The organism is Ottowia sp. (assembly GCF_035444425.1).
Classification (GTDB): Bacteria; Pseudomonadota; Gammaproteobacteria; order Burkholderiales; family Burkholderiaceae_C; genus Ottowia.
In genome coordinates this window covers 120,422-144,775 of the sequence record NZ_DAOMOQ010000003.1, presented here as the reverse complement: position 1 = coordinate 144,775, position 24,354 = coordinate 120,422, and the positions used below count along the sequence as shown (strand labels likewise).

26 protein-coding genes are annotated in these 24,354 nt (G+C 68.4%); 7 read left to right on the top strand and 19 right to left on the bottom strand.

Annotated features, from left to right (window positions below):
• The 3 genes from PK606_RS02495 to PK606_RS02485 form a co-directional block, all read right to left on the bottom strand.
• The coding region (locus tag PK606_RS02495; RefSeq protein ID WP_324560215.1) for a Bug family tripartite tricarboxylate transporter substrate binding protein at window positions 1–795 on the bottom strand (795 nt) is incomplete at its 3' end.
• 45 nt (window positions 796–840) lie between these two features.
• On the bottom strand, window positions 841–2,052 hold the full coding sequence (locus PK606_RS02490; RefSeq protein WP_324560213.1) for a CaiB/BaiF CoA transferase family protein: 1,212 nt from the start codon (window positions 2,050–2,052) through the stop codon (window positions 841–843).
• 21 nt (window positions 2,053–2,073) lie between these two features.
• Window positions 2,074–3,006: a hydroxymethylglutaryl-CoA lyase gene (locus PK606_RS02485; RefSeq protein ID WP_324560212.1), complete on the bottom strand. Its 933-nt coding sequence runs from the start codon at window positions 3,004–3,006 to the stop codon at window positions 2,074–2,076.
• Window positions 3,007–3,106: 100 nt separating this feature from the next.
• Between PK606_RS02485 and PK606_RS02480 the strand changes: the two genes are divergently transcribed.
• On the top strand, window positions 3,107–4,027 hold the full coding sequence (locus PK606_RS02480) for a LysR family transcriptional regulator (RefSeq protein WP_324560210.1): 921 nt from the start codon (window positions 3,107–3,109) through the stop codon (window positions 4,025–4,027).
• A 42-nt stretch (window positions 4,028–4,069) separates the two neighbouring features.
• On the opposite strand, the gene PK606_RS02475 is transcribed toward PK606_RS02480, so the two are convergent.
• The 5 genes from PK606_RS02475 to PK606_RS02455 form a co-directional block, all read right to left on the bottom strand.
• Window positions 4,070–5,053 (bottom strand): CobD/CbiB family protein, encoded by a 984-nt coding sequence (locus PK606_RS02475; RefSeq protein WP_324560208.1) that lies wholly within the window; start codon window positions 5,051–5,053, stop codon window positions 4,070–4,072.
• Window positions 5,054–5,099: 46 nt separating this feature from the next.
• The gene (locus tag PK606_RS02470; RefSeq protein WP_324560206.1) at window positions 5,100–5,843 is read right to left on the bottom strand and encodes an NUDIX hydrolase; all 744 of its coding nucleotides are present in this window, start codon (window positions 5,841–5,843) and stop codon (window positions 5,100–5,102) included.
• 120 nt (window positions 5,844–5,963) lie between these two features.
• Entirely contained in the window at window positions 5,964–6,359 is a 396-nt protein-coding gene (gene rplS / locus PK606_RS02465; protein WP_324560204.1) for a 50S ribosomal protein L19, read from the bottom strand.
• Between the two features lie 169 nt (window positions 6,360–6,528).
• Window positions 6,529–7,524, bottom strand: a complete 996-nt coding sequence (locus PK606_RS02460; protein ID WP_324560202.1) for a patatin-like phospholipase family protein — start codon at window positions 7,522–7,524, stop codon at window positions 6,529–6,531.
• Between the two features lie 2 nt (window positions 7,525–7,526).
• Window positions 7,527–8,195, bottom strand: a complete 669-nt coding sequence (locus tag PK606_RS02455) for a GNAT family N-acetyltransferase (RefSeq protein WP_324560200.1) — start codon at window positions 8,193–8,195, stop codon at window positions 7,527–7,529.
• A 102-nt stretch (window positions 8,196–8,297) separates the two neighbouring features.
• On the opposite strand from PK606_RS02455, the gene PK606_RS02450 reads away from it, so the two are divergent.
• The gene (locus PK606_RS02450) at window positions 8,298–9,149 is read left to right on the top strand and encodes a response regulator (protein WP_324560198.1); all 852 of its coding nucleotides are present in this window, start codon (window positions 8,298–8,300) and stop codon (window positions 9,147–9,149) included.
• Window positions 9,150–9,240: 91 nt separating this feature from the next.
• Here PK606_RS02450 and trmD read toward each other — a convergent pair whose 3' ends face one another.
• The 3 genes from trmD to PK606_RS02435 are packed head-to-tail and all read right to left on the bottom strand — an operon-like array spanning window position 9,241 to window position 11,597.
• Window positions 9,241–10,014, bottom strand: coding sequence for a tRNA (guanosine(37)-N1)-methyltransferase TrmD (gene trmD / locus PK606_RS02445; RefSeq protein ID WP_324560223.1), 774 nt, complete (start codon window positions 10,012–10,014; stop codon window positions 9,241–9,243).
• A 54-nt stretch (window positions 10,015–10,068) separates the two neighbouring features.
• Window positions 10,069–11,055 (bottom strand): Hsp33 family molecular chaperone HslO, encoded by a 987-nt coding sequence (hslO, locus tag PK606_RS02440; RefSeq protein WP_324560195.1) that lies wholly within the window; start codon window positions 11,053–11,055, stop codon window positions 10,069–10,071.
• Between the two features lie 17 nt (window positions 11,056–11,072).
• Window positions 11,073–11,597 (bottom strand): gamma carbonic anhydrase family protein, encoded by a 525-nt coding sequence (locus tag PK606_RS02435; protein WP_324560193.1) that lies wholly within the window; start codon window positions 11,595–11,597, stop codon window positions 11,073–11,075.
• A 75-nt stretch (window positions 11,598–11,672) separates the two neighbouring features.
• Here PK606_RS02435 and PK606_RS02430 point away from each other — a divergent pair, with 75 nt between their 5' ends.
• Together PK606_RS02430 and PK606_RS02425 are read left to right on the top strand one after the other, a co-directional pair.
• Window positions 11,673–12,503, top strand: a complete 831-nt coding sequence (locus PK606_RS02430; RefSeq protein ID WP_324560191.1) for a ferritin-like domain-containing protein — start codon at window positions 11,673–11,675, stop codon at window positions 12,501–12,503.
• Window positions 12,504–12,611: 108 nt separating this feature from the next.
• The gene (locus tag PK606_RS02425; protein ID WP_324560190.1) at window positions 12,612–13,082 is read left to right on the top strand and encodes a cupin domain-containing protein; all 471 of its coding nucleotides are present in this window, start codon (window positions 12,612–12,614) and stop codon (window positions 13,080–13,082) included.
• Window positions 13,083–13,101: 19 nt separating this feature from the next.
• Here PK606_RS02425 and PK606_RS02420 read toward each other — a convergent pair whose 3' ends face one another.
• From PK606_RS02420 to PK606_RS02395, 6 genes are all read right to left on the bottom strand, one after another.
• Window positions 13,102–13,902: an arsenite methyltransferase gene (locus PK606_RS02420; protein ID WP_324560188.1), complete on the bottom strand. Its 801-nt coding sequence runs from the start codon at window positions 13,900–13,902 to the stop codon at window positions 13,102–13,104.
• A 71-nt stretch (window positions 13,903–13,973) separates the two neighbouring features.
• Window positions 13,974–15,173, bottom strand: coding sequence for a BCS1 and AAA domain-containing protein (locus PK606_RS02415; protein WP_324560186.1), 1,200 nt, complete (start codon window positions 15,171–15,173; stop codon window positions 13,974–13,976).
• Window positions 15,174–15,343: 170 nt separating this feature from the next.
• Complete coding sequence (locus PK606_RS02410) at window positions 15,344–15,697, bottom strand: c-type cytochrome (protein WP_324560184.1); 354 nt, start codon at window positions 15,695–15,697, stop codon at window positions 15,344–15,346.
• On the bottom strand, window positions 15,697–16,917 hold the full coding sequence (sorT, locus tag PK606_RS02405) for a SorT family sulfite dehydrogenase catalytic subunit (RefSeq protein WP_324560182.1): 1,221 nt from the start codon (window positions 16,915–16,917) through the stop codon (window positions 15,697–15,699). The genes PK606_RS02410 and sorT overlap by 1 nt, the downstream gene beginning before the upstream one ends.
• 161 nt (window positions 16,918–17,078) lie before the next feature.
• Complete coding sequence (gene xerD, locus PK606_RS02400; RefSeq protein WP_324560180.1) at window positions 17,079–18,023, bottom strand: site-specific tyrosine recombinase XerD; 945 nt, start codon at window positions 18,021–18,023, stop codon at window positions 17,079–17,081.
• Window positions 18,024–18,134: 111 nt separating this feature from the next.
• Window positions 18,135–19,097: a tripartite tricarboxylate transporter substrate binding protein BugE gene (locus PK606_RS02395; protein WP_324560178.1), complete on the bottom strand. Its 963-nt coding sequence runs from the start codon at window positions 19,095–19,097 to the stop codon at window positions 18,135–18,137.
• A gap of 119 nt (window positions 19,098–19,216) precedes the next feature.
• Here PK606_RS02395 and PK606_RS02390 point away from each other — a divergent pair, with 119 nt between their 5' ends.
• Complete coding sequence (locus tag PK606_RS02390; RefSeq protein WP_324560176.1) at window positions 19,217–20,131, top strand: AEC family transporter; 915 nt, start codon at window positions 19,217–19,219, stop codon at window positions 20,129–20,131.
• Between the two features lie 261 nt (window positions 20,132–20,392).
• Here PK606_RS02390 and queG read toward each other — a convergent pair whose 3' ends face one another.
• Complete coding sequence (gene queG, locus PK606_RS02385) at window positions 20,393–21,442, bottom strand: tRNA epoxyqueuosine(34) reductase QueG (RefSeq protein WP_324560221.1); 1,050 nt, start codon at window positions 21,440–21,442, stop codon at window positions 20,393–20,395.
• 36 nt (window positions 21,443–21,478) lie between these two features.
• On the opposite strand from queG, the gene tsaE reads away from it, so the two are divergent.
• Both tsaE and PK606_RS02375 read left to right on the top strand, forming a co-directional pair.
• Complete coding sequence (tsaE, locus tag PK606_RS02380; protein WP_324560174.1) at window positions 21,479–21,988, top strand: tRNA (adenosine(37)-N6)-threonylcarbamoyltransferase complex ATPase subunit type 1 TsaE; 510 nt, start codon at window positions 21,479–21,481, stop codon at window positions 21,986–21,988.
• Window positions 21,985–23,439, top strand: coding sequence for an N-acetylmuramoyl-L-alanine amidase (locus tag PK606_RS02375; RefSeq protein WP_324560173.1), 1,455 nt, complete (start codon window positions 21,985–21,987; stop codon window positions 23,437–23,439). The genes tsaE and PK606_RS02375 overlap by 4 nt, the downstream gene beginning before the upstream one ends.
• A gap of 223 nt (window positions 23,440–23,662) precedes the next feature.
• Here PK606_RS02375 and PK606_RS02370 read toward each other — a convergent pair whose 3' ends face one another.
• Entirely contained in the window at window positions 23,663–24,322 is a 660-nt protein-coding gene (locus PK606_RS02370; RefSeq protein ID WP_324560171.1) for a DedA family protein, read from the bottom strand.
• Between the last annotated feature and the right edge of the window lie 32 nt (window positions 24,323–24,354).

Genomic DNA, 24,354 nt, shown 5'->3' with positions numbered 1-24,354 from the left:
CTTCGGCCCGAGCACGGCGATCCAGCCGTCGACCACGTAGCCGGGCAGGCCCTGCTCGGCAAAGGTCGGCAGCTCGGGCGCCGCCGGACTGCGCTGCGCCGCCGACACGCCGATGGCGCGCAAGGTGCCGGCCTGCATGTGCGGCAAGGCGACGTTGATGCCCAGCACGCCGAAATCCACCTGACCGCCGAGCAGGTCGTTGACCATCTGGCCGACGCCCTTGTACGGGATGTGCTTGGCTGTGACCTTGGCCTCGTCGAGGAACATCTCGGCCGCCAGGTGCAGGATGGTGCCGGTGCCGCCGCTGGCGAAGTTGAAGCCGTCGGGCTTGGCCTTGAGCTGCGCGATGAGTTCCTGGCTGTTGCGGGCCGACACCTTGTTCGGGTTGACCACCAGCACCAGCGGCGTGGCGCCGATCACGCTGACCGGCGTGAAGTCCTGCGGCATCCTGAACGGCACGCTGCTGAGCACGTGCGGCAGGATCACCACGTTGTTGCTGACAATCGAGTAGGTTTGGCCATCGGGCGCCGAGCGGTTCAGCGCCTGCAGGCCGATCACGCCGCCGGCACCGGGCTGGTTGTCGATTACCACCGTCTGGCCCAGCGCCCTGGACAGCGCCGACTGCGCCGCGCGGGCGATGGTGTCCACGCCCGAGCCGGCCGCGTTCGGCAGGATCAGCTTGACGACGTTGGCACCCTGCGCCTGTGCGGTCGCCGGCAGGCCGGCGGCGACAGCCAGGGCCGTCAGCGTGCCGAGCAGCGAGCGGCGTGAGGTGGTTGCGGTGCTTGCTTGCATGGGTCTCGTCTCCTGGGTTGTCGGTGAGGTCTGGGGTCTTGTGATTCAGGCCACGGCATGGCCGCTGCGCAGCGTGGCGATGTCCTCGGCGCCGTAGCCGAGGCCGGCCAGCACCGCCTCGGTGTCGCGGCCCATGGTCGGCGGCTGTGCGCGGGCACCCAGGCGCTGGCCCGCCATGGTGAACGGCAGCAAGGTTGTCTGCGCCACCTGGCCGGCGCGCTCGCCATCGGTCAGCGTGATCTCGGCCAGGCCGCCGGTGGCCTGCAGGTGCGGGTCGTCGTAAAGCTCTTCCGGTTTGCGGATCGGCGCAAACGGCAGGCCGGCCTGCTCGAACAGCGTCGCCAGCTCGCTGGCGCTGCGCGTCGCCAGGCGCTCGCGCAGGATCGGCATCAGGATCGGCCGCGCCCGCACGCGGTCGTTGTTGCTGGCGTACTCGGGCCGGTCGCGCAGATCGCCGAGGCCCAGCACGTCGCAGAAGGTGCGCCATTGCGGGTCGCTCACCGCGGCCAGGAAGATCTGCTCGCCGTCCTTGACCGTGAACACGTCGTACACGCCCCAGGCCGAGATGCGCTCCGGCATCGGCGCAGCCGGCCGGCCGCTGATGGCGTACTGCAGCATGTGCTGCCCGACCAGGAACACGTTGTTCTCGAATAGCGCGCTCTGCACTTCCTGCCCGCGGCCGGTGATGCCGCGCTGGATGATGGCGCCCAGCGCGCCGATGGCGCCGAACATGCCGCCCATGATGTCGTTGACGCTGCTGCCGGCGCGCAGCGGGTCGCCCGGGCGGCCGGTCATGTAGGCCAGGCCGCCCATCATCTGCACCACCTCGTCCAGCGCCGTGCGGTGCTCGTAGGGACCCGGCAGGAAACCCTTGCAGCTGACATAGATCAGGCGCGGGTTGTCGCGCGACAGGCTGGCGTAGTCCAGGCCGTACTTGACCATGGTGCCGGGCTTGAAGTTCTCGGCCACGACGTCGGCGCTGAGCGCCAGCTTGCGCGCCACGGCGACGCCGTCGGCCGAGTGCAGGTCGATGGCAATGCTCTTCTTGCCGCGGTTGAACAGCGGGAAGAAGCCGGTGCCGGCGCCCAGCAGGTGGCGCGTGCGATCACCGTCGATCGGCTCGACCTTGATCACCTCGGCGCCGAGGTCGGCCAGCACCAGTCCGCAGGTCGGGCCCATGACCATGTGAGTGAACTCGACCACGCGCAGGCCCTCGAGCGGCCTTCGGTGCTGATCGGAAGCAGCTTGCTGATCCATGTCCGGAATACCCCCCAATGCTCAGGCCGCCTGCAGCGTCTTCGGCAGACCCGCGCGCCACAGCGTGCCATGCAGTTGCTCACCCTGCAGCCAGCCCGCGACCTGCTGGCGCAGGGCTAGCAGCGCCCCGACGTCGAGCCCGGTCTCGATGCCCATGCTGCGCAGCATGTACGCCAGGTCCTCGGTGCTGACGTTGCCGCTGGCGCCCGGTGCGTGCGGGCAACCGCCGATGCCGGCCAGGCAGGTGTCGAAGCGGTTCACGCCGGTCTGCATGGCGGCGTAGACGTTGGCCAGACCGAGGCCGCGCGTGTCATGGAAGTGGGCCGCCCACAGCTTGTCGCCCGCCACCTGGCGCGCGGCCTCGAACAGGCGCTGCACCGCGGCCGGGTCGGCATAGCCCACCGTGTCGGCCAGGCTCACGCGGTCGCAGCCAGCGTCGAGCAAGGCCTGCAGCAGGCGCAGCACTTCGCTTTGCTGCACCTCGCCCTGGATGGTGCAGCCGAAGGCGGTGCTCATGCCGCCTTCCAGCAGCGTCTTCGAGCCCGCGGCATCGCGCGCGGCGCGGATGCGGGCCACCTCGGCCACCGCCTCGTCCGGCGTCTTGCGCAGGTTGGCCAGGCTGTGCGCGTGGCTGGCCGACAGCGGCAGCAGCATCAGGTCGGCCTCGGCAGCCATGGCGGCCTCGGCGCCGCGCAGATTGGGCACCAGCACCGAGACGAACAAGCCCGGCAGCGTCTTGCCGAAAGCCACCAGTTCGGCGGTGTCGGCCAGTTGCGGCAGGTACTTCGCCGGCACGAAGGAGCCGACCTCGATCTCGCGCAGGCCGGCGGCGTGGGCGCCACGCAGCCATTGCTTTTTTTGATCGGTAGGCAGGGTGCGGGCAATCGCCTGCAGGCCGTCGCGCAGGCCCACTTCGCGGATCACGGCGCGCGTCGGCAACGCGGATGCACTCATGCATGTCTCCATCTGATTTCGGTCTGGCGCGGAGTTTAGATATTCCTTGATGCATCACAAAATCTTGTTTGGAAGCATTAAAGTTCCAATACGGAACATCATGCACGATCTCGACTTCACCAGCCTACGCCTGTTCGTCGCCGTGTGCGAGGCGCGCAGCATCAGCCGCGCGGCCGAGCAGCAGACCATCGTCGGTTCGGCGATCAGCAAGCGACTGGCTGCGCTGGAGCACAAGGTGGGCACCCAACTGCTGGTGCGCCGCCGCCGCGGCGTCGAGCCGACACCGGCGGGCGAAACCCTGCTGGAGCACGCACGCGCCCTGCTCGCCCGCGCAGCGCTGATCGAGCGCGACATGGCCGGCTACGCCGCCGGCGTACGCGGCCACGTGCGCGTGCTGGCAACGCAGTCGGCGATCGCCGAATCGCTGGCCGACGACGTGGCGGCGTTCCTGAAGGCGCCCGGCCACCAGGACATCCGCATCGACATGGAGGAAGCCGTCAGCACCCTGGTGCTGCGCGGCGTGCGCGAAGGCAGCGCGTCGCTCGGCATCTGCTGGGACGCGTCCGACCTGCGCGGCCTGCACACCTGGACCTGGCGCGGCGACCAGCTCGCCGTGGTGATGCCGCCCGGCCACCCGTTGGCGCGCCGGCAGCAGTTGGACTTCGCCGCCACGCTGCCGTTCGAGCATGTCAGCCTGCCACCGGAGAGCGCGGTGCAGGTGATGCTGCAGCGCGCCGCCGCGCTGGCGGGGCTGCCGTTCCGCTCACGCATGGTGGCCGCCACCTTCGACGCCGCGCTGCGCGTGGTGCGCTCGCAACTGGCGATCGCCGTGCTGCCAGCCGAGTTGTCGGCACCCTACGCCGATGCCTTCGGGCTTAAGGTGGCGCCACTCACCGACGCCTGGGCGCGCCGGCGCTTCGCCATCTGCGCGCGTGACCCGGAGCTGCTGACGCCGGCCGCGCGACTGCTGGTCGAGCACCTGGTGGCGGTCGCTGGCGACACCGGTGCGCCGCCAGCCTGAGGCAAGGATGGCCGGACCGGCCTGACACAGGCTCGACGCGCATCAGCCCAGCACGTGCGCCAGGGTCAGCAGCACCAGCAGCAGCAGCCACAGCGCCACGGTGCGCCAGACCAGTCCGACCACCTGGGTGAAGTGCGAGGTGCGCGCGGCATCGCCCGGGAACTCCTCGCCGGCCGGTGCGGGCGGATTGGGCAATGGCCGCCCCGCAGCGTCGGCCGACACCGGGCGCAAGGAAGCGCCACCGAGGCGAACGCCGAGCGCACCGGCCGTGGCCGCGAGGATGACGCCGTCATTGCTGTCGGGAAAGCGGCTGGCATGGTTGCGCCAGACGTCGATGGCATCCTCGAAACTGCCGACGATGGCAAAGCCCAGCGCCGTCATCCGTGCCGGCAGCCAGTCGATCGCGTGCCAGGCAGCGCTGGCGACCCGCGACAACGCCGGGCTGATCGGCTGGTCCGGCACCTCCGCCTCGCGATGCCAGGCGCGGGCCGCGTGTTCCGCGCTGCGGTAGAACACCGCTCCGGCCGGCCCCAGCCCGATCAGGGCCAGGAAGCTGAACCAGGTCAGCACGCCGAACACATGGCGGTGCGCCGCCAGCACCGAGTGCTCGATCACATGGCGCACGATCTCGCTGCGCGGCATGGCGCCGACGTCGACCTGCTGCCAGGCCGCCAGCAGCGCGCGGGCGCGCTCCTCGTCACCGGTTTCGAGCGCGTCGCGGATGCCGGTGAAATGGTGGCTGAACTGCCGAAAGCCCAGCGTCAAATACAGCACCAGCACGCTCCATGCCAGCACCAGCAGCCAGCCGCCGAGCCAGGCGAGAAACCAGTGCACGCCGACCACCGCAAGCGTCGGTATCCCGACCGCCAGCACCCAGGCCAGCCAGCCGTGCTGCAGGCCGCCGGCATCGACGTTGCTGCCCACCAGCTGCAGCCAGCGACGCTGTCCTGTCACCACCGGATGGTCCACTCCCAACGGGCGCACCTGTTCCAGCAGCAGCGCCAGGGCGATCGCAAAAAAGGCCATGCGCGCATGATAGTGAGCCGCGCCCCGGGCGGCGCGTCGCCCGCGCTCAGGCCGACAGGAATCTGTAGAAGTTACGCAACATGCCGGCGGTGGCACCCCAGATGAAGCGCTCGACCTCGCTCTCGGGGGTCGGCGCCGACTCGCCGGTGCCGCGCTCGATCCGCACCCGCTCCAGGTAGGGCATGGAGAACCACTCGCGCATCTGGCCGCCCCATTCCATTCGGTGGCGCCGGTGGTGGGCCGGGTTCATCAGGAACGCCAGCGGCACCTCGAAGGCGTGGGCCACCTCATCCGGATTCGGGTGCAGCACGAAACCGGGGCGCACCACCGCCACCACCGGGGTGACGATGAATTGCGAGCCCGTCACGTACACCGGCAACTGGCCCAGCACGTCGATGTGGCCGCGCGGCAGATCGACCTCTTCCTGCGCTTCGCGCAGCGCAGCATCGACCACGTCCACGTCTTCCGGATCGACCTTGCCGCCGGGAAACGCGACCTGCCCCGAATGCGTCGACAGGTTGTCCGAACGCTCCGTCAACAGCACCGACAGCCCGCCCGGCCGATCCACCAGCGGCACCAGCACCGCCGCCGCCGCCGGGGGCCGGTCGGCGAACTGTGGTTCGCGCCGCAACTCGGGCTGCCAGGCCGGCGGCGCGACGAAGCGCCGGCGCAGGGCGTCAGGCGTCATGCGCTCGAGCGGCACGGCCGGCAGGTGGGTATCCACCCCGGTCACCGGCGCGTGGCGCGGGTTGAAGTTGGGCAGCTTGGAAAGCGGTATGGACGAACTCATGGACAGGCAATTGTGCGCAGACTCGGGAAACCCCGTCGGCCATGAAAAAACCGCCCGGGGCCGTGGCCGCGGGCGGTTGTTTCGGATCAGCTTGCCAGCCCGGACGGGCCGGCTGTCGGCTTACTCGGCGGCAGCGGCTTCGCCGATCTGCTTGGCCACGCGGCCGGGCAGCTTTTCCTTGATGCGCGCCTTCTTGCCCGACAGGCCACGCAGGTAGTACAGCTTGGCGCGGCGAACGTCGCCGCGGCGCTTGACCTCGATCTTGGCGATCAGCGGGCTGTAGGTCTGGAAGGTGCGCTCGACACCCTCGCCGCTGGAGATCTTGCGCACGGTGAAACCGCTGTTGAGGCCGCGGTTGCGCTTGGCGATGACCACGCCTTCGTAGGCCTGCACACGCTTGCGGCTGCCTTCGACGACGTTGACGCTGACGATCACGGTGTCGCCGGGAGCAAACTCGGGGATATCCTTGCCGAGGCGCTCCATTTCCTCTTTCTCGAGGGTCTGGATCAGGTTCATTGGGTTTCCTGTCTCGATCATGCACACGCTACGCTAAAGGCGGCAGTCTGCGGCGAAAGCCCCAAACCTTGTTCTGTGCCGCGGCCGGCAGAGGATCGAAAAGCCTTTGATTATAGCCGGGGCGGCGCGGCAAGTCACCGGCCATGACGTGAGCGGGCGAATCAGCATGTCATGCGGCCGAATTCTCCTGGATAGGTTCACGACGGCTGACGGACAGCAACTGCTCGATCCGGGGCAAGACCCGATGGGCGGCTTCGCGCCCCTTGGCGACCACGTGCGGAATCGCGTCGACGTCGAACAGGCCGACGCGGCGGTCGAACTCGGGAAACACCTCCACGATCTGCTGGCCCTGGCCGCGCGCGGCCGCCAGCCGGGCGCGCATCAGGTTGTTGGTCATGGTCGAGGTGACGCTACCCAGCAGGCGCTGCGGCTTGTCGATGCGCACCGGCAGCGGGGCCCAGAATCCGATGGCGATCGTCAGCTCGGCGTCCACGGCCGCGCCCACCGGCAAGGGATCGCACAGGAAACCGTCCACCAGCCGCTGCCCGTCGATGCTCTGCGGGGAAAACAGGAACGGAATCCCGATGCTCGCGCGCAGCGCATCCACCACCAAGCCGTGCTCGATGCACACGCTGGCGCCGGTGTTGAGGCAGGTCGCCGTCACCCGCAGCGACGTCGGCAACTGCTCGATGCACGCATCACCGAAGACCTGGTTCAAGCGCTCGCGCACCATGTCGTCGCGCCGCAGACTGAAGTCGCTGTCGAATCCGCACCAGCGCGGCCACAGCATCTTCGCCACCGCGCCACGCCGGCCCTGACGCGTGATCTCGGCAGTCCACAGGTTTTTCGCCAGTTCGGCACCCTCCTCCATGCTGGTGCCCTGCGCCACGAGCGCGGTGGCCATGGCCCCAGCGCTGCAGCCAACCAGCAGGTCGGGCGCCAGGCCCGCCTCGCGCAGGCCGAGCACGAATCCCAGCACCGCGACACTGCGCACGCCGCCGCTGCCAGCCACCAGCGCCAGCCGGAACCGGGGGGACGCCGCTGGCGCGGACCGAACGGGCTGGCCCATCCGCGCGCGCTGGTGGGTCGCGGGATCTGCAGTCTCTCCGCCCGATTGGCGCAACATCTGATCAAACAGGGGCAAATGGGTTCGTAGCGTGCTCATGATCACATCCCCACAAGACGCGAAACCAGCCGCTGCCAACCGGATTCCATCACCGCCGCGCTGCCGAAGCCGTCACTGCGCGGCCAGTTGGCATGCACCATGCCCGGATCGTCCAGGTCGGGCGCCAGTTCGAAGTCGCAATAGCGCAACAGACCGATGATGGCGCGGTTGTGGGCCAGCAAGGACGCCGTGATGCCAGCCACGCCGGACTCGCGCGCCAGCGCCTGGACGAACTGGACCGAGCGCAGCCCGATCCCCTGGCGCTGGTAGTCATCCGCGATGACGATGCCGAGCTCCACGTGCGTTGCCGCGTCACCCCGGGAAGCCCCGGCGACGGCCAGGCGCACTTCGCCCACCACGGTGTCGGGGTCACCCAAGGGCGTCCAGACCCAGGAGCCGACGGCCTTTCCGCCACCGGCCGGCAGGTCGCAAACGAAACGCTCAATGGCTTCGTTCGACAGCGAGGTCACGTGAAAACGCAGGCCCTTGCTCTGCGTCGACAGGTCTTGCGTAAAGCGGCGCAGCGCCGGGGTGCCATCCGCACGCAAGCGTCGCAGTTCGACGCACCTGCCCTCATGCGTGACAAAGCTCTGCAGTGCATCGTTCGACCAGGCACCGAATGCCCGATCCAAACCGTGCCAGCGCTGCCATGGTGCTTCGAAACCCAACATATGCCACCTCCCTTGGATCGGTCGACGGTTCAACCTTGATCTAAGTCTAGAAATGGCATGGGGCGTGCGATAGCCCAATATTGACTGGGGAATGACGGTTTCATGACAAACAAATGCGTCAAGTCGGGCGTGCGATACAAGAATTGGGGCCACGCCAGTGCCAAGAAAGTCACAGAAACCGGCCATACTCTGGCGCGCCGTCACCGACTGTCACAAATGAATCACAATGATCAGGTGAATTGCGGTATGGGAACCATGGAACAGCATGACAGCATCGCCCGCCGCGGTGCAGCGTCGAATCGGGCGGCATTGCCCATTCGGATGGGTGTCATCGAGGATGACCCGATCGTGCGTGCCGGGTTCGAAACCGCCGTGCGCATGGATTCACGGCTGTCCCTGCTGTTTTCGGCCGCCAATGGCATGCAGGGCATCGAGCTGGCGCAGGCACGCACGATTGACGTGCTGCTGATCGACCTCGGCCTGCCCGATCGCGATGGCCGCGACGTGATCCGCTGGTTCGGCGCCCAGCAGCCCGAAGTGCAGTGCGTGGTGGTGACGGTCTTCGGGGACGCCGAGCATATCGTCAGCAGCTTCGAGGCCGGTGCCGTCGGCTACCTGCTCAAGGACACGCCGCACGACTTGCTGGGTGAACACGTCATACAGGTCTTCAAGGGCGGCTCACCCATCAGTCCCGGCGTGGCGCGCTCCATGCTGCGCCGCTTCACCGGTTCATTGAACGGGCACCATCCGGCCGCCGCCGACAATCCGCTCAGCACGCGGGAAACCGAGGTGCTGCGCCTGATCGAGAAAGGACTGACCTACGTGGAAGCAGCGCAAGTGCTCGACGTGAGCTGGCATACGGTGACCGGCTACTTGCGTCGCGTCTACCGCAAGCTCGAGGTTAATTCGCGCAGCCAGGCCGTGTTCGAAGCCCGGCAGCGCGGCATTCTTTGACACGACGCCGAGATCGACAGCACAGGTATCGCGCCGACCGCGGAACTGGCCTGACCCAGGCCTGGCGCTTCGAGCCTCCGCCGTGCAAGGGTCAAGGCGGCCCGTCGGCTGCTGCGCGTGCCAGCACGGCATCATCCAGCTGGCTGATCAAGCCGGCGGCACGCGCGGCAGCGATCAGTTCGGGGCGCTGGCGCGCCGTCAGCAGCAGGCGCTGCTCGCGCCGCCAGCGCTCGATCTGCGCGTGGTGGCCCGACAGCAGCGCGGCCGGCACCCGCCGACCCGCCCACTCTTCCGGCCGCGTGTAGTGCGGGCAGTCGAGCAGGCCATCGACGGCCGGATTGAAGCTGTCGGCCTGGTGGCTGCCCTCGTCGTGCAGCACCCCTGGCTGCAGGCGCGCCACCGCATCCAGCAGCGCCAGCGCGGCAATCTCGCCGCCCGAGAGCACGAAGTCGCCCAGGCTGACCTGCGCATCGACATGCGCGTCGATGAAACGCTGATCGATGCCTTCATAGCGGCCGCAGACCAGAATCGCGCCCTCCCCCGCCGCCCAGCGTTCGACGGCGGCGTGGTTCAGCCGTTCGCCGATGGGCGAGAACAGCACGACGGGCGCGGTCTCACCGGGCCCGTCGGCACGATCCATGCGGATCGCCTGCAGGCAGCGCGCCAGCGGTTCGGCCATCATCACCATGCCGGGGCCGCCGCCGAAGGGGCGGTCATCGACGCGACGGTAGTTGCCCTCGGCCCAGTCGCGCGGGTTCCACAACCTGAGAACGATCTGGCCGGATTCGAATGCGCGCCGCGCCACGCCGGCTTCGGTGAAGGGACCGAACAGCTCCGGAAACAGCGTGATGACGTCGAAACGCAGGGCCACGGCTCTCTTGTCGTCAGCGTGCCCCGAGGGCAGGCGCAGCGGCGGGTATCACTGCACCGAGCCGGGTTCCGGCGATTGCTGCGCCGCCGGCGTGAACAGGCGGCCGACGTCGACCGCATCGAAGCGCTCCTGCTGACCGCAGAAGTCGCAGCCGACCTCGATCTGGCCCTGCTCGCGCAGGATCGCCTGCGCCTCGTCCTGGCCCAGGCTCTCGAGCATGGTCGCCATGCGCTCACGGCTGCAGGAGCAGGCAAAGCGCGGACCGGTGGCGCCGCTCTGCGGCTCGAAGCGCAGCAGCCGCTCTTCCCAGAACAGGCGGCGCAGGATGGTGTCGGCATCCAGCCCCAGCAGTTCCTCGCGCTTCAGGCTGCGCGCCAGGATGGCCAGGCGCCGGAAATCGTCCTCGTCCGCCGCACCGGCGTCGTCGCGCGCGACGTTGCTCTGCGACAAATTGGTCTCGCCCTGCACCGGCAGCCGCTGCAGCAGCAGGCCGGCCGCGACCTGCTCGTCCGCGGCCAGCACCAGCGTGGTGTCGAGCTGCTCCGACTGCCGCATGTAGTGCTCGATCACGCCCGCCAGGTCGGCCAGCGGCAGCCCGGCCTCATCGACCAGCGGCACCACCCCCTGATAGGGCTGCTGGCCCGGCTGCCGGTGCCTGGGGTCGAGCGTGATCGCGCAGCGGCCCTTGCCCTGTGCGTTGACCATGTCGGTCAGCAGCGCGCCCGGCGCCACCGTGCCGGTCACCGATGCGGTGGCGCGCAGGCGCAGATCGGTCTGCACCTCGGCCACCGCCACCTTCACCGGGCCATCACCGAAGATCTGCATCACCAGCGCGCCATCGAACTTGATGTTGCCCTGCATCAGCATGGCCGCGGCCGTCATCTCGCCCAGCAACTCGGCCACCGGCGGCGGGTAGGCGCCGGTCTGGGAATTGGCGGCGCGGCGCCGCAGCACCTCCTGCCAAGCGTCGGTCAGCCGGACCAGCTGACCGCGCACCGGCAGGCCGTCGAAGATGAATTTGTGCAGTTCGGACATCCAGCGCAGTTGGTGTCTCAGCCCAGCTTGTTCAAGGTCGCGCGGAACATGCGCGCATTGTCGATGTAGTTCAGCGCACTCTGCCGCAGCCCCTGGATTTGCTCCGGCGTGAGCTGGCGCACCACGCGGGCCGGCGTGCCCATGATCATGCTGCCGTCGGGAAACTCCTTGCCCTCGGTGACCAGCGAGCCGGCCCCCACCAGGCAGTGCCTGCCGATCCGGGCGCCGTTCAGGACCACGGCGCCGATGCCGATCAGCGATCCATCGCCGATGGTGCAGCCGTGCAGCATCACCTTGTGCCCCACGGTCACGTAGTCGCCGACCGTGAGCGGCATGCCGCGGTCGGCATGCATCACCGTCAGGTCCTGGATGTTGCTGCCCTCGCCGACGGTCATCGTCTCCGTGTCGCCGCGGAGCACGCAGCCGAACCACACGCTGGCGTCGCGGCCCAGCATCACGTTGCCCATCACCTGCGCCGAATCCGCGACCCAGGCGGTGGGATCGATCTGCGGCGTCTTGCCATCCACTTCATACAAGGCCATGGGCTGCTCTCCTGTTCTGGCTGCGTTGCGTGTCGATGCGCCGAGCGTCTCGGCCTGCTGCCTACAATTCTAGGGATGCCGTTGCGCCCCCTGGCCCTGGATGCCCTTTGCGAAGCCGATCTCGATCGCAAGCTCGCCAAGGTCGCGGCCCTGGAAGCCCAAGAAAGCACGCTCGCGATCGCGCCGGACCCGATATTGCCGACACCGGCGAATCTGCCGGGCCGCCCTGCACTTCCCGTGCTGATCGATCCCGCCAAGGTACCGCAGCGCAGCGTGCAGACGCTCGAAGGCCGCGCGGCGCTGATCCACGCCATCTGCCACATCGAGTTCAACGCCATCAACCTGGCGCTCGACGCCATCTGGCGCTTCGCCGGCATGCCGGAGGATTGCTACCGCGACTGGCTGCGCGTGGCGATCGAGGAAGCCCGGCACTTCAGGCTGCTGCACGACCACCTGCAATCGCTCGCGCACGACACGCAGACCGGCGTGCCGCGCTGGCGCTACGGCAGCTTTCCCGCCCACGACGGCCTGTGGGCCATGTGCGAAAAGACCCGGGACGACATCACCGCCCGCATGGCCCTGGTGCCGCGCACGCTGGAAGCGCGCGGCCTGGACGCGACACCCCTGATCCAGAACAAGCTGCGCGCCACCGGCGCGCCCGACGCCCTGGCCGCCTGCGGCATCCTCGACATCATCCTGCGCGACGAGATCGGGCACATCGCCATCGGCAACCACTGGTATGGCTGGCTGTGCGCGCGCCAGGCGCTGGAGCCGGTGGCGCATTACCGCGCGCTGGTCAGGCACTACAAGGCACCCAGGCTCAAGGGGCCGTTCAATACCAGCGCGCGCCGGCAGGCCGGTTTCAGCGATGCCGAACTCGCCGCGCTGGCCACGCCGGCACGCTGAACCCGCGCGGCGCCTGCAAGTACGGCCGGCGCGAGCGGCTAGGATCGGACCCCATCGCCGCTGCCCGCGCAGCATCCCCGAACCAACCCAGAAGCAACGGAGTCACGCATGAGCCAGAAACCCGTCGTCCAGGACATCGGCCCCAGGCCCAACGCCTTCGACATCGAGAATGCCACCAAGGACAACGCCAATTACCGCACCGTCGCCTGGAGCGGCAAGTACCTGCAGGTCACCCTGATGTCGATCGAGCCCGGCCAATCCATCGGCCTGGAAGTGCACCCCGACACCGACCAGTTCCTGCGCCTGGACGCCGGCAAGGGCACGTGCAGGATGGGTCCGGCCAAGGACCAACTGAATTTCGAGCAGAACGTGGAAGACGGCTGGTGCATCACCGTGCCCGCCGGCACCTGGCACGACGTCATCAACACCGGCGACGAGCCGTTGCGCCTGTACGCCATCTACGCACCGGTGCACCATGCCGCCGGCAAGGTGCACGGAAGCTTCGACGATTCCGAGCGCGACGAGGACAGCGGCAACGACGAGCCGCCAAGCTGGTCTGTGCAGCCGGGCGGGCATTGAGCCAGCCCTCGCTGGCCGTTCAGACTGCCGGCTTGACGGCCTCGATGGTGGCGGAAACCATGTAGTCCGTCACCGGGACACCCGGCGCCCAGTCGCGAATGAACACCTTGCTCTCGTCCCTCGGCGCAACACGGACTTGCTCGAAACCTGCTGCCTTCAGCATGGCCTCGATCTCGGAGATCAGCGACGCGCCCGCCATGCAGCCCGTGAACAAGGTCATGTCGCGCCGGATGGCCTCCGACAACTCGGCAAAGGCCACGACGTCCGAGATCGCGATTCGGCCATCCGGCTTCAAGACCCGGTGGCACTCGGCGAATACCCGCGCCTTGTCAGGCGACAGGTTGATGACGCAGTTGGAGATGACCACGTCCACGCTCGCATCGGCCACCGGCAGGTGCTCGATTTCACCGAGCCGGAACTCGACATTCCGGTAGCCGCCCGCTTGCGCATTGGCCCGTGCCTTGGACAGCATCGCCGGCGTCATGTCGATGCCGATGACACAGCCGGCATCACCCACCTGCGCTGCGGCCAGAAAGCAGTCGAAGCCGCCGCCACTGCCCAGGTCGAGCACGGTCTGGCCAGGTTTCAGATTCGCGATGGCCTGCGGATTCCCGCAACCCAGGCCCATGTTGGCGCCCTCGGGCACCAGGCCCGTTTCCTCGGCGGAATAGCCCATCGCCTGCGCCAGCGCATCGGCCTTGGGCGCGGACTCACCGCAGCACCCGGGGCTGGGGCTGCAGCATCCGTCCCCGCCTTCCGCGACCCGGGCGTACTGCTCGCGCACGGCCTGGCGGATTTCGTCTCGTGCCACTTCGTTCATGGATTCACCTCATCGCACATGGTCGACTCGCTGCCGTGAAGTCACGCGTGCACAAGACCGGCGCGACACCATCACGCTGCAGACCGATCACGGCCCGCCCCGAACCGCTTCATCAACTCACCCTGCACCGCCGCCGGCGCCAGCTTCTGCCCGGCCTTCTCGTGCACGAAGGCTTCGGCCGCCGCCGGATCGTCGTGGAACTTGAGGTACAGCCGCCTGAGCTGCTCCGCGTCGGCCCAGCCCAGTTCCACCTGCTCGTCGATGCGCCCGGCGCGGATCAGTGCCGGATCGAGCCGCTCGACGTGGTTGGTGGTCATGAACAGCACCGTGCCCTCCTGCGTCGCCACGCCGTCGAGGGCGTTGAGGAAGCCGCTGAACGACAGCTTGACCTGGGCGTGCGCGGCATCGCGCTCGCGGAAGAACGCGTCCACGTCCTCGATCAGCAGCAGCGAACGCTGCGGCACCGCCGCCAGCAGGGTGTGGATCTTCTCGTCGGTGACGATCGGGCTGGCCAGGCTGAGCGTGCACACGTTCAGGCGCAGCTCGCTCGCCAGCGCGGTGACCAGCGAGGTCTTGCCGGTGCCGGGCGGACCGTACAGCAGGTAGCCGCGCCGCCACGGAATGCCGAGCTGCGCGTAGCGCTCGCGGCTGGCGAAGAAAAGCTCCAGGTCGGCCAGCAGGTCTTCGCCCTGCCCGGTTTTCAGCACGACGGAGGACAGCGGTCGGCGCGAGCCGAGGCGCGCGCGCATCCAGTCGCCTCCGTGGAACGGATTGGGAATGTAGACCGACAGCGTGTCGGTCTCGCGCGCGGCGCGGGCGTCAATGGCGGCCTGCAGAAACGCCTGCAGGCGCGCCGGCGAGCGGCCGAATTGCGACAGGCTCACCTTCTCGAACACCGCCTGCGCCACCTGCACGTCGCGCCGGATCCACAGCCAGCGCCCATCCAGCCGCACGATGTGCAGGCCTTCGCCGGGTGACAGGAAGGCACGCGGCGGCTGGCCGCTGCGCAGATCGTCGTCCAGGCTCTGGTAGGCCGTGCCCTGGCGCACGCTGCGCGCGGTGAACTGGTTCACGCCGCGCAGCTTGGGGTGCGTGTCCATGTACTCGATCAGCGCCGAGAACAGGAACTCGTCGCGCGAATCGACGGTGAGCGTGCTGATGAAGAAGCGCCTAGCCCAGCTGACCACCAGGCCCGGCACGTCCTTCAGCCAATAGGCCAGCGCACCGGCGGCGGCCAGCAGCGCGGCCTGCAGGGCGGGTGCGGAAAACAAGGTCGATGCTTCCAACGGCGGCTCGCTGGTTCTCTGGTGGATGGAACTGCCGACAGCCGCCTCGCACCTCGGCGGCGTGGCAAGCTATCAATAGTGAAGCTTAACAGCACTGCGCCGCCCAGGCATGGCATGCGGCTGCGCCCTTGCGCGATGCACACCTGGCCGGGATCTCAGCGCGGCTTGCCGGCCCAGGCGACGTAGCGCGCCAGCAGGTCGACCTGCTCATCCGACAGCCAGGTGAACGCCGGCATGGCGCCGATGCCCTCGCGCACGGCGCTCCTCACGCGCTCGGCGTCGGGCATCAACTCATCCAGGCTGGGCCCGACGCTGCCGGTCGTGCCCGCGTGCTGCAGCGTATGGCACAGCGCGCAGTTCACCTGGCCGGTGACACCCTCGATGAACAGCTTGCGCCCAGGCGCGGCGAAGTCAGGCTCCTGTGCCCAGAGGGGACACGCCAGGTTGGCACCGATGATGAATCCGACCAGCGTGCGACCGCCGTGCTGCCGCAATGACCAGCTGCGCATCACGCGACCTTGACGGCGACGGCGTGATCGCGCCAGCTGGCGTTCAGATAGCCGCTGCGGTTTTCCAGCCGGTGCTCCGGTTGCGCATTACCCTTGACGTCGGTGACGCGGCTCGTGATGCTGTGGGCACCAGCGGCCAGGTCGGCGTCCAGTTCGAAGCGGCGCCAGGCGTAGCGCCCGAGGTCGGGGCCGACCCAGCGTGCAGGCTTCCAGCTGGCGCCGCCGTCGGTCGATACCTCGACCTTCGCCACCGCATGCAGCCCGCCGAAGGCGACACCCTCGACGCGCACGCGACCGGCGCGCAGCGGACCATCCTCCGGCAACGGCGCCGTCACGAACGATTTCGGCCCCATGCCCCACACCGACGGATCGCCCGGCCGCGATGATTTCTCGCCCAGCGGCGACATGCGGTAGCGCGTCTTCTGGATGATGGCGTCATTTTCCTGCGCCGTGAAAGCCAGGCGCTTGATGTACTTGACGCTGTTGACGCCGGTGTAGCCCGGCACGATCAATCGCAGCGGACCGCCGTGCGCCAGCGGAATCGGCTGCCCGTTGAGTTCCCACGCCAGCAGCGCATCCTGCATCGCCTCGAGCGGAACGCTGCGTTCGACGCGGGTGCCGATGTCCACCCCCGCGGGCAGCACTTCACCGCCGAGTCCGGTCATGAAGCGGGCGCCCTGGCTCATGCCGCCGAGCGCGCGCACGACGGCACGCACCGGCACGCCTTTCCAGATCACGCAACCCGAGGCGCCGACCTGCCACTTTGTGCCGCTCGGCTTGTGGGGGAAGAAGCCGCGACCATTGCCGCTGCATTGCAGCACCATGGCCAGGGTTTCGTCGGCGCCCATGACCTTGAGCTCCCGCACGCTGAGTGTGCGGGGCCGCCGCACGCCTTCCACCTGCAACTGCCATTCGTCCGGCCGCGCCACGATGCTGGCATCTGGCGGTCCCAGGTTGTTGCGTACATAGAGTTGGCTGACCGGCGTCACTGCCGCGCCACCCATGGCAGAGCGCCGTGTCTCGATGGTGTTGGCGCTGTGCACGATCAGCGCGCCGAGGTCCTTGAAGGCCGCGTAGGCCGGCAGCGGACGCGCGACAGCGGGCGCCGCGACCTGCGACCAGGCCGTGAGGGGCTTGAACAAGGTGAACGCGCCAGCGGAAACGGATCCAACGAGCAAGTTGCGACGCACCGGGTTGAGGAGAGATTCGGCATGGTTCATGACGCAGCCCTTTTCAGTAAACGCAAGACCTCCCTGCTGCCATTCATGCTAGGCGCTGTGCAGTAACCCTCTTGCCGTGTCCAAGACTTCGCGCATCGGGCACACCGACGCCGGCGGGCGGTGTGTTCAGGCCCGGCGCGGGTGCGGCGCGCGCCCCGCGCTCATCCCCGGGGGTGGTGCCGCGCGTGCAGATCCTTCAGCCGCTGACGCGCGATGTGCGTGTAGATGGTGGTGGTCGAGATGTCGGCATGGCCGAGCAGCATCTGCACTGCGCGCAGGTCGGCGCCGTGGTTCAGCAAATGGGTCGCGAAGGCGTGGCGCAGCGTGTGCGGCGACAGCGGCGCGCTGATGCCGGCGGCGCGCGCGTAGCGCTTGACCAGGGTCCAGAACATCACGCGCGACATGGCGGTGCCGGGCTTGCGGCCGGCGCTGGTGACGAACAGGTCGTCGGTCTGGCGCGGCCCCAGGATCTGCGGGCGGCCGCCCTGCAGGTAGCGCTGCAGCCAGTCGCGCGCCAGCTCGCCGAACGGCACCAGGCGTTCCTTGCTGCCCTTGCCCATGACGCGCAGCACGCCTTCGTTGAGGCCGACGTGGAAGGTCTTGAGCGTGACCAGCTCGCTCACGCGCAGGCCGCTGGCGTACATCAACTCCAGCATGGTGCGATCGCGCAGGCCGAGTGGCGTGTCGGTATCCGGTGCGTGCAGCAGCGCCTCGACCTGTGCCTCGCTCAAGGTCTTCGGCACGCGCAGCGGCTGCTTGGCGGTCAGCAGCTTGAGCGTCGGATCGGCCTCGATCAGCCGCTCGCGCAGCGCCCAGCGGAAGTAGCGCTTGAATACCGTCAGGCGCCGATTCGCCGATGTGGCCTTGCCGGCCGCGCGGGCGGCGAAGTAGGCGTAAAGATGGTGTTCCTGCGTCTGCGCCAGGCCCACGCCGCGCTGCTCATCAAGCCAGCGTGCGTACAGCGACAGATCGCGCCGGTACGCCGCCAGCGTATTCGGCGACAGACCGTCCTCCAGCCACAGCGCATCGACGAAGCCGTCGATCGACGCATCGGGCGATGGCTGGGGCGGCGCGCTGGCCCGGTGGCGCAGGGTGGCGTTCGACATCACGCGCCCACGATACCCGATCAGCCCGGTGCCGCGCGCCTCTCGCAGATGGAAAAGCCTAGTCTGGCCAGCATGCCGGACCGGGCTTGTGGAACCGGGCCGGCGCGCGGCTTACAGCGACAGCTTCTGCTTGGCCACCACCTGCTTGTACACCGCCAGCTCGTCCTTGATCTGCTGGGCGAACTCCTCGGGCGTGTTGGCGATGACGAATGAACCCGTGTCCTCGATGCGCTTCTTGACCGCCGGGTTCTCCAGCACCTTCCTGGCGGCGGCGTTGACCTTGTCGACGATGTCCTTGGGCGTGCCCTTGGGCGCCAGGATGCCGTAGTAGGCCATGCGGTTGACCGGCTCCAGGCCGACTTCCTTGAAGGTCGGTACGTCGGGCAGATCGGCCAGCCGCTGCGGCGCTGCCACGATGATCGGCACCAGCTTGCCGCTCTTGATGAAGGGCAGCGACGAGGGCACGTTGTCGAAGATGATCGGCACCTGCCCGGCCACCACGTCGTTCAGCGCCGGGCCGGCGCCGCGGTAGGGGATGTGGGTGACGAACAGCCCGGTCAGGCTCTTCCACAGTTCGACCTGCAGGTGGCCGATGCTGCCGGTGCCGGGCGAGGCAAAGGAATACTGGCCGGGCTGCTTCTTCAGCAACTCGACCATGCCCTTGTAGTCCTTGGCCGGAAAGCCCGGATGCACCGCGAACAGGTTGGGCGTCGCGGCGATGTTGATCACCGGCACGAAATCGGCCACCGGATCGTAGGTGATCTTGGGGTTGATGGCCGGGTTGGCCGCGGTGGTCGATACCGTCGCCATGCTCAGCGTGTAGCCATCCGGCGCCGCGCGCGCGGCCTCGGCGGCACCGATGATGCCGCCGGCGCCGGCCTTGTTGTCCACCACCACGGCCTGTCCCAGCGCCTTGGCCAAGGGATCCGCCACGACACGCGCGATGATGTCGGTGGTGCCACCCGGGGCGAACGGCACGATCAGCCGGATCGGCTTGGCCGGGTACGACTGCGCCAACGCGCTGCTGCCGGCCAGCGTGACCGCTGCGAGAACCATGAGGTGGCGACGCTGCATAGGTGATTTTTCCTTTCAGGGCAAAGAAGCAGGACAAGCACGTGCATGTTAGCGCCGGTTCCTGGCCGGTCAGACGCTGCAGCCGATGAGCGCCATAGCCGAGGCGCTATGCTCGCGCCGTGCACTACGCCCAGCTGCTGTTTCCGGACTTCTCGCTGATCCTGATCGGCTACCTGCTGTGCCGCCACACGGCCCTGAACCGGCCGGTCTGGCAGTCGGTCGAGGCGCTGGTGTACTTCTTCCTGTTCCCGGTGCTGCTGTTCCAGTCCATCGTGCGCACGCCGCTGGACTTGCGCGCCACCTCCAGCCTGATGATCGCCGGCCTGGCGCTGGGCCTGACTGGCATCGCACTGGCCTACCTGATCCCCTACCTGCCGGGCCTGCGCCGGCGCATCGGCCAGCGCGATCACGCAGCCAGCGCGCAGATCGGGTTCCGCTTCAATTCCTTCATCGGTCTGGCGCTGGCCGAGCGCCTGGTCGGCGCGCAGGGCCTGCAGCTGATCGCGGTGCTGATCGGCGTCTGCGTGCCCTTGTTCAACGTGGCCGCGGTGTGGCCGATGGCGCGTCATGGCGAGCGCGGCTTCGTCGGCGAAGTGGTGCGCAACCCGCTCATCATCGCCACCGCGTCCGGCCTGATCGCCAACCTGGTCGGCTTCTCGATCCCGGCCTGGCTGGCTCCCACGGTATCGCGTATCGGCATGGCGTCGATCGCGCTGGGACTGATGGTCGCCGGCGCCGGCCTGCAGGCGCGCACCCTGACCCAGGGCCTGCCGCTGGGCCTGAGCGTGCTCACGATCCGGCACCTGCTGCTGCCGATCGCCGCCTGGCTGCTGGCCCAGGCGTTTCGCCTCGGGGCGCCTGAAACCGTGGTGCTGCTGATCTTCTCTGCCCTGCCCGCATCGAGCAGCAGCTACGTGCTGGCAGCGCGCATGGGCTACAACGGCCCCTACGTCGCGGGCCTGGTCACCCTGTCGACCGTGCTGGGCGTGCTCAGCCTGCCTTTTGCACTGGGCGTGCTGGGTGGCGTCAAGTGATCTGTCAGTGCTCGCGGCGGCGTCAGACGGATCAAAAACGCTTTTGAATCAACGGTTTGCGAAGCATACCCGGAACTTTCGGACGCCTCGCACGCACCAAGCCAAAGTATTCCGCGGACCGCATGAACAATGGTTGTCAAGCCATTGTCATCTTTGAACAATTTCCCTCGCTCGGGTTGACATCCAAACCATTTGCTACAAAAATAGCAGCGTCACCCGCACGATCGCATTTCATCCGTGTCCGATCCGCTCGCCCGCCCCTCAGCGTTCCAGCGCCCAGCGCACATGCTCGCGCACGACGGCGCTCGGGTGCTCGGCGCGCGTGCGCAAGGCGGACAGCAAGGCCTCGCGTTGTGCGTCGCCAGCCGGCAGCGCCGCCAGTGCGTTGCCCAGCGCAACGGCGATGTTGCGCAGCCAGCGCTCGTGGCCGATGCGGCGGATCGGGCTGCCTTCGGTGCGGCGCAGGAACTCCTCTTCGCTCCAGCCGAACAGTTCGACCAGCGTGGCGCCGCTCAGGCCGTCACGGGCATCGAAATCGGGCAGGCTGCTGCGCTGCGCGTACTTGTTCCAAGGACAGACCAGCTGGCAATCGTCGCAGCCGTAGATGCGGTTGCCGATCAGCGGACGGAGCTCCTCGTCGATCGCGCCGTGGTGCTCGATGGTCAGGTACGAGATGCAGCGCCGGGCGTCGAGCCGGTACGGCGCCACGATGGCGCCGGTCGGGCAGGCATCGATGCAGGCACGGCAGCTGCCGCAGTGGTCGCTCACCGGCTCGGTCGGCGGCAGGGCCAGGTCGAGGTAGATCTCGCCCAGGAAGAACATCGAACCGCCCTCGCGGTTCAGCACCAGCGTGTGCTTGCCGCGCCAGCCCTGGCCGCTGCGCGAGGCCAGCTCGACCTCCAGCACCGGTGCCGAATCGCTGAACACGCGGTGGCCGAACGGGCCGACCTCGGCCGCGATGCGGTCCTGCAGCTTCTGCAGGCGGCTGCGCAGCACCTTGTGGTAGTCGCGTCCGCGGGCATAGAGCGAGACGATGCCTTCCTGCGGCCGCCCGAGCCGGGCCAGTTCCGCGTCCTGCCAATCATCGGGCGTGTCGCGCGGCAGGTAGTCCATGCGCGCGGTGATCACGCTCACCGTGCCGGGCACCAGTTCGGCCGGCCGCGCGCGCTTCAGGCCGTGTGCCGCCATGTAGTCCATGCTGCCGTGGAACTCGGCGGCCAGCCATTGCATCAGACCCGGCTCGGCGCCGGACAGATCGACGCCGGCCACGCCAACTTGCGAGAAACCCAGCTCCTGCGCCCAGTCGGACACACGGGCCCAGAGCTGCTGAACGTCGAAGGGTGCGTCATGCACAGTCACGCCCGAATTGTAGGAAGCGGCGGCCAGATCGCCACCCGGACCCTGTTCTGGCGCAGCGAGGACGACACTGCGGCATTTGCCGCCCGGCTGGCCGCCCTGCCCGCGCTGCGCCAGGCCTTCATCCAACTGCACGGCCAGCTCGGCGCCGGCAAGACCACCTTCGTGCGCCACCTGCTGCGCGCCATGGGCGTGCCCGGCCGCATCAAGAGTCCGACCTATGCGGTGGTGGAGCCGCATGAAACGCCGGACGGACTGGCCGTGTCGCATTTCGATTTCTACCGCTTCAACGACCCGCAGGAATGGGAAGACGCCGGCCTGCGCGATCTGTTCGCGGCACCCGGCCTGAAGCTGGCCGAGTGGCCCGAGAAGGCCGCCGGCCTGCTGCCGGTGCCCGACCTGGTGCTGCGGATCGAGATCGAGGCCGGCGACACGCGGGCGGTGCAGGTGCAGGCCCGCACGGCGCTCGGCGCCGCCCTGCTGCACGAGGCCTGCGCATGACGCAGCACCCATCCGCGGCGACCGAGCCCGGCCTGCGCCGCCGGCGCCTGCTGCAAGGCGGCACGCTGGTGCTGCTGCTGGGGCGCCAGCACATCGCGCACGGCGCCAGCATCGTCGCCGTGCGCCTGTGGCCGGCCGAGGACTACACCCGCATCACCATCGAATCCGACACCGCGCTCCAGGCCACGCACCGCATGATCGGCTCGCCGCCGCGCATGGCGGTCGACATCGAGGGGCTGGATCTCAACCCGACGCTACGCGAACTGGTGGCCAAGGTGCGCTCGACCGATCCCAACATCGCCGGCATCCGCGTCGGCCAGAACGCGCCCGGCGTGGTGCGGCTGGTGGTCGACCTCAAGCACGAAATCAAGCCGCAGGTGTTCACGCTGGATCCGGTAGCAGCCTACCAGCACCGGCTGGTGTTCGACCTCTACCCGGCCCATCCGGTCGATCCGCTGGAAGCGCTTATCGCCGAGCGCATGCGCGAGCTGGGCGGCGCCGGTGGCGCCGGCACGGCTGCTGCGGGCGGCGGCAGCACGACCAGCGACGTCGCCGATTCGCTGGGCGACCTGATCGCGCAACAGATCGAGCGCGCCAACGCCATGACGCGGCGCCCCGGCACGCCGATGGCGCGCGCGCCGGCACCGGCGCCCGCACCCAGTCGCCCACGCGCCATCGACAGCGCCCCCACGCCCGGCAACGTGCGCCGCGCCGACCCCGGTCCGACCGACCGGCTGATCATCGTCGCGCTCGACCCCGGCCATGGCGGCGAGGACCCGGGCGCCATCGGCCCCGGCGGCACCTACGAGAAGGACGTGGTGCTGCAGATCGCGCTGAAGCTGCGCGACCGCATCAACAACACCACCGTCGGCAGCAACCCGATGCGCGCCTTCCTGACGCGCGATGCGGATTTCTTCGTGCCGCTGGGCACGCGCGTCGAGAAGGCGCGCCGCGTCGGCGCCGACCTGTTCATCAGCATCCACGCCGACGCCTTCATGCGGCCCGAGGCCAGCGGCGCCAGCGTCTACGCGCTGTCCGAACGCGGCGCTTCCAGCACCGCAGCGCGCTGGCTGGCGCAGAAGGAGAACGCCGCCGACCTGGTGGGCGGCGCCAACGTCAACGCCGCCGACGCGCTGGTGCACCGCGCGCTGCTGGACATGAGCACCACAGTGCAGATCCGCGACAGCCTGCGCCTGGGCGACGCCATGCTGCGGCAGATCGGCGACGTCGGCCGCCTGCACAAGCGCCGCGTCGAGCGCGCCAACTTCGCCGTGCTGCGCTCGCCCGACGTGCCGAGCGTGCTGGTGGAGACCGCCTTCATCAGCAACCCCGAGGAGGAGCGCAAGCTGCGCAGCGACAGCTACCAGAACGACCTGGCCAACGCGCTCATCAACGGCATCCAGAAATACTTCTCCGCCAACCCGCCGCTGGCGCGCAGCCGGCAGATCTGAGCGCAAACTGTGTGAAATGACACAGAAATCCGGCCTGCCGGATTGGATTGCGGTGGAAATCGACCTTGTCCGACAACCAGATCGAGTACTGGCGCGTTGAATCGGGGCTGGTGGATGGAAGACCACCTTCCTGAAGCCAGTTTTTCTGCAAGTTCTCCTCCAACATTGGGCCGGCGCTCGCAAGAGCACCGGCTTTTTTTCTTGGGGAAACAGGAAGCGCTGCTCAGTGCGCCGCAGCGCCCTGCTTCTCGGCGCGGCCGGCCTTCCAGCCGCCGTAGATGGCGATTAGGCCGGGGATGATGATGAGCGCCCAGATGATCTTGCTCAGGTTGGCCTGCACCCAGGGCAGGTTGCCGAACAGGTAACCGGCGGTGACGATGCCCAGCACCCAGATCAGCGCGCCGGTGACGTTGAAGAACGTGAACTTGCCGCGGTTCATCGCCGCCACGCCGGCCACGAAGGGCACGAAGGTGCGGATGAAGGGCATGAAGCGCGCCAGGACCACGGTCACGCCCCCGTAGCGCTCGTAGAAATCATGCGCGCGGTCGAAGGCCTTGCGATTGAACAGGCGCGAACCCTCCCACTGGAACACCTTGGGCCCGAAATAGCGTCCGATGCTGTAGTTGCACTGGTCGCCGAGGATCGCCGCCAGCAGCAGGATGGCACAGGCGATGGGATAGCTGACCAGGCCGGCGCCCGCCAGCGCGCCCACCACGAACAGCAGCGAATCGCCCGGCAGGAAGGGCATCACCACCACGCCGGTCTCGACGAAGACGATCAGGAACAGCAGCGCATACACCCAGGCGCCGTACTGCGTCACGAAGGCGCCCAGGTACTTGTCGACATGCAGGATGAAGTCGACCAGTTGCATCACGATATCCATGGGCTGGGATTATCCACTCGTGCTGCGGCGCA

Excerpts from the sequence above, each read along its gene's own strand:
- PK606_RS02490 (WP_324560213.1), bottom strand. The coding sequence starts at position 2,052 with ATGGATCAGCAAGCTGCTTCCGATCAGCACCGAAGGCCGCTCGAGGGC.
- PK606_RS02425 (WP_324560190.1), top strand. The coding sequence starts at position 12,612 with ATGAGCCAGAAACCCGTCGTCCAGGACATCGGCCCCAGGCCCAACGCC.
- xerD (WP_324560180.1), bottom strand. The coding sequence starts at position 18,023 with ATGTCGAACGCCACCCTGCGCCACCGGGCCAGCGCGCCGCCCCAGCCA.
- PK606_RS02375 (WP_324560173.1), top strand. The coding sequence starts at position 21,985 with ATGACGCAGCACCCATCCGCGGCGACCGAGCCCGGCCTGCGCCGCCGG.
- PK606_RS02455 (WP_324560200.1), bottom strand. The coding sequence starts at position 8,195 with ATGTTGGGTTTCGAAGCACCATGGCAGCGCTGGCACGGTTTGGATCGG.
- hslO (WP_324560195.1), bottom strand. The coding sequence starts at position 11,055 with ATGTCCGAACTGCACAAATTCATCTTCGACGGCCTGCCGGTGCGCGGT.
- PK606_RS02395 (WP_324560178.1), bottom strand. The coding sequence starts at position 19,097 with ATGCAGCGTCGCCACCTCATGGTTCTCGCAGCGGTCACGCTGGCCGGC.
- PK606_RS02485 (WP_324560212.1), bottom strand. The coding sequence starts at position 3,006 with ATGAGTGCATCCGCGTTGCCGACGCGCGCCGTGATCCGCGAAGTGGGC.
- PK606_RS02435 (WP_324560193.1), bottom strand. The coding sequence starts at position 11,597 with ATGGCCTTGTATGAAGTGGATGGCAAGACGCCGCAGATCGATCCCACC.
- rplS (WP_324560204.1), bottom strand. The coding sequence starts at position 6,359 with ATGAACCTGATCCAGACCCTCGAGAAAGAGGAAATGGAGCGCCTCGGC.
- PK606_RS02370 (WP_324560171.1), bottom strand. The coding sequence starts at position 24,322 with ATGGATATCGTGATGCAACTGGTCGACTTCATCCTGCATGTCGACAAG.
- PK606_RS02410 (WP_324560184.1), bottom strand. The coding sequence starts at position 15,697 with ATGCGCAGCTGGTCATTGCGGCAGCACGGCGGTCGCACGCTGGTCGGA.
- PK606_RS02480 (WP_324560210.1), top strand. The coding sequence starts at position 3,107 with ATGCACGATCTCGACTTCACCAGCCTACGCCTGTTCGTCGCCGTGTGC.
- PK606_RS02420 (WP_324560188.1), bottom strand. The coding sequence starts at position 13,902 with ATGAACGAAGTGGCACGAGACGAAATCCGCCAGGCCGTGCGCGAGCAG.
- PK606_RS02475 (WP_324560208.1), bottom strand. The coding sequence starts at position 5,053 with ATGGCCTTTTTTGCGATCGCCCTGGCGCTGCTGCTGGAACAGGTGCGC.
- PK606_RS02460 (WP_324560202.1), bottom strand. The coding sequence starts at position 7,524 with ATGAGCACGCTACGAACCCATTTGCCCCTGTTTGATCAGATGTTGCGC.
- sorT (WP_324560182.1), bottom strand. The coding sequence starts at position 16,917 with ATGAACCATGCCGAATCTCTCCTCAACCCGGTGCGTCGCAACTTGCTC.
- tsaE (WP_324560174.1), top strand. The coding sequence starts at position 21,479 with ATGCACAGTCACGCCCGAATTGTAGGAAGCGGCGGCCAGATCGCCACC.
- PK606_RS02430 (WP_324560191.1), top strand. The coding sequence starts at position 11,673 with ATGCCGTTGCGCCCCCTGGCCCTGGATGCCCTTTGCGAAGCCGATCTC.
- PK606_RS02450 (WP_324560198.1), top strand. The coding sequence starts at position 8,298 with ATGACAAACAAATGCGTCAAGTCGGGCGTGCGATACAAGAATTGGGGC.
- PK606_RS02470 (WP_324560206.1), bottom strand. The coding sequence starts at position 5,843 with ATGAGTTCGTCCATACCGCTTTCCAAGCTGCCCAACTTCAACCCGCGC.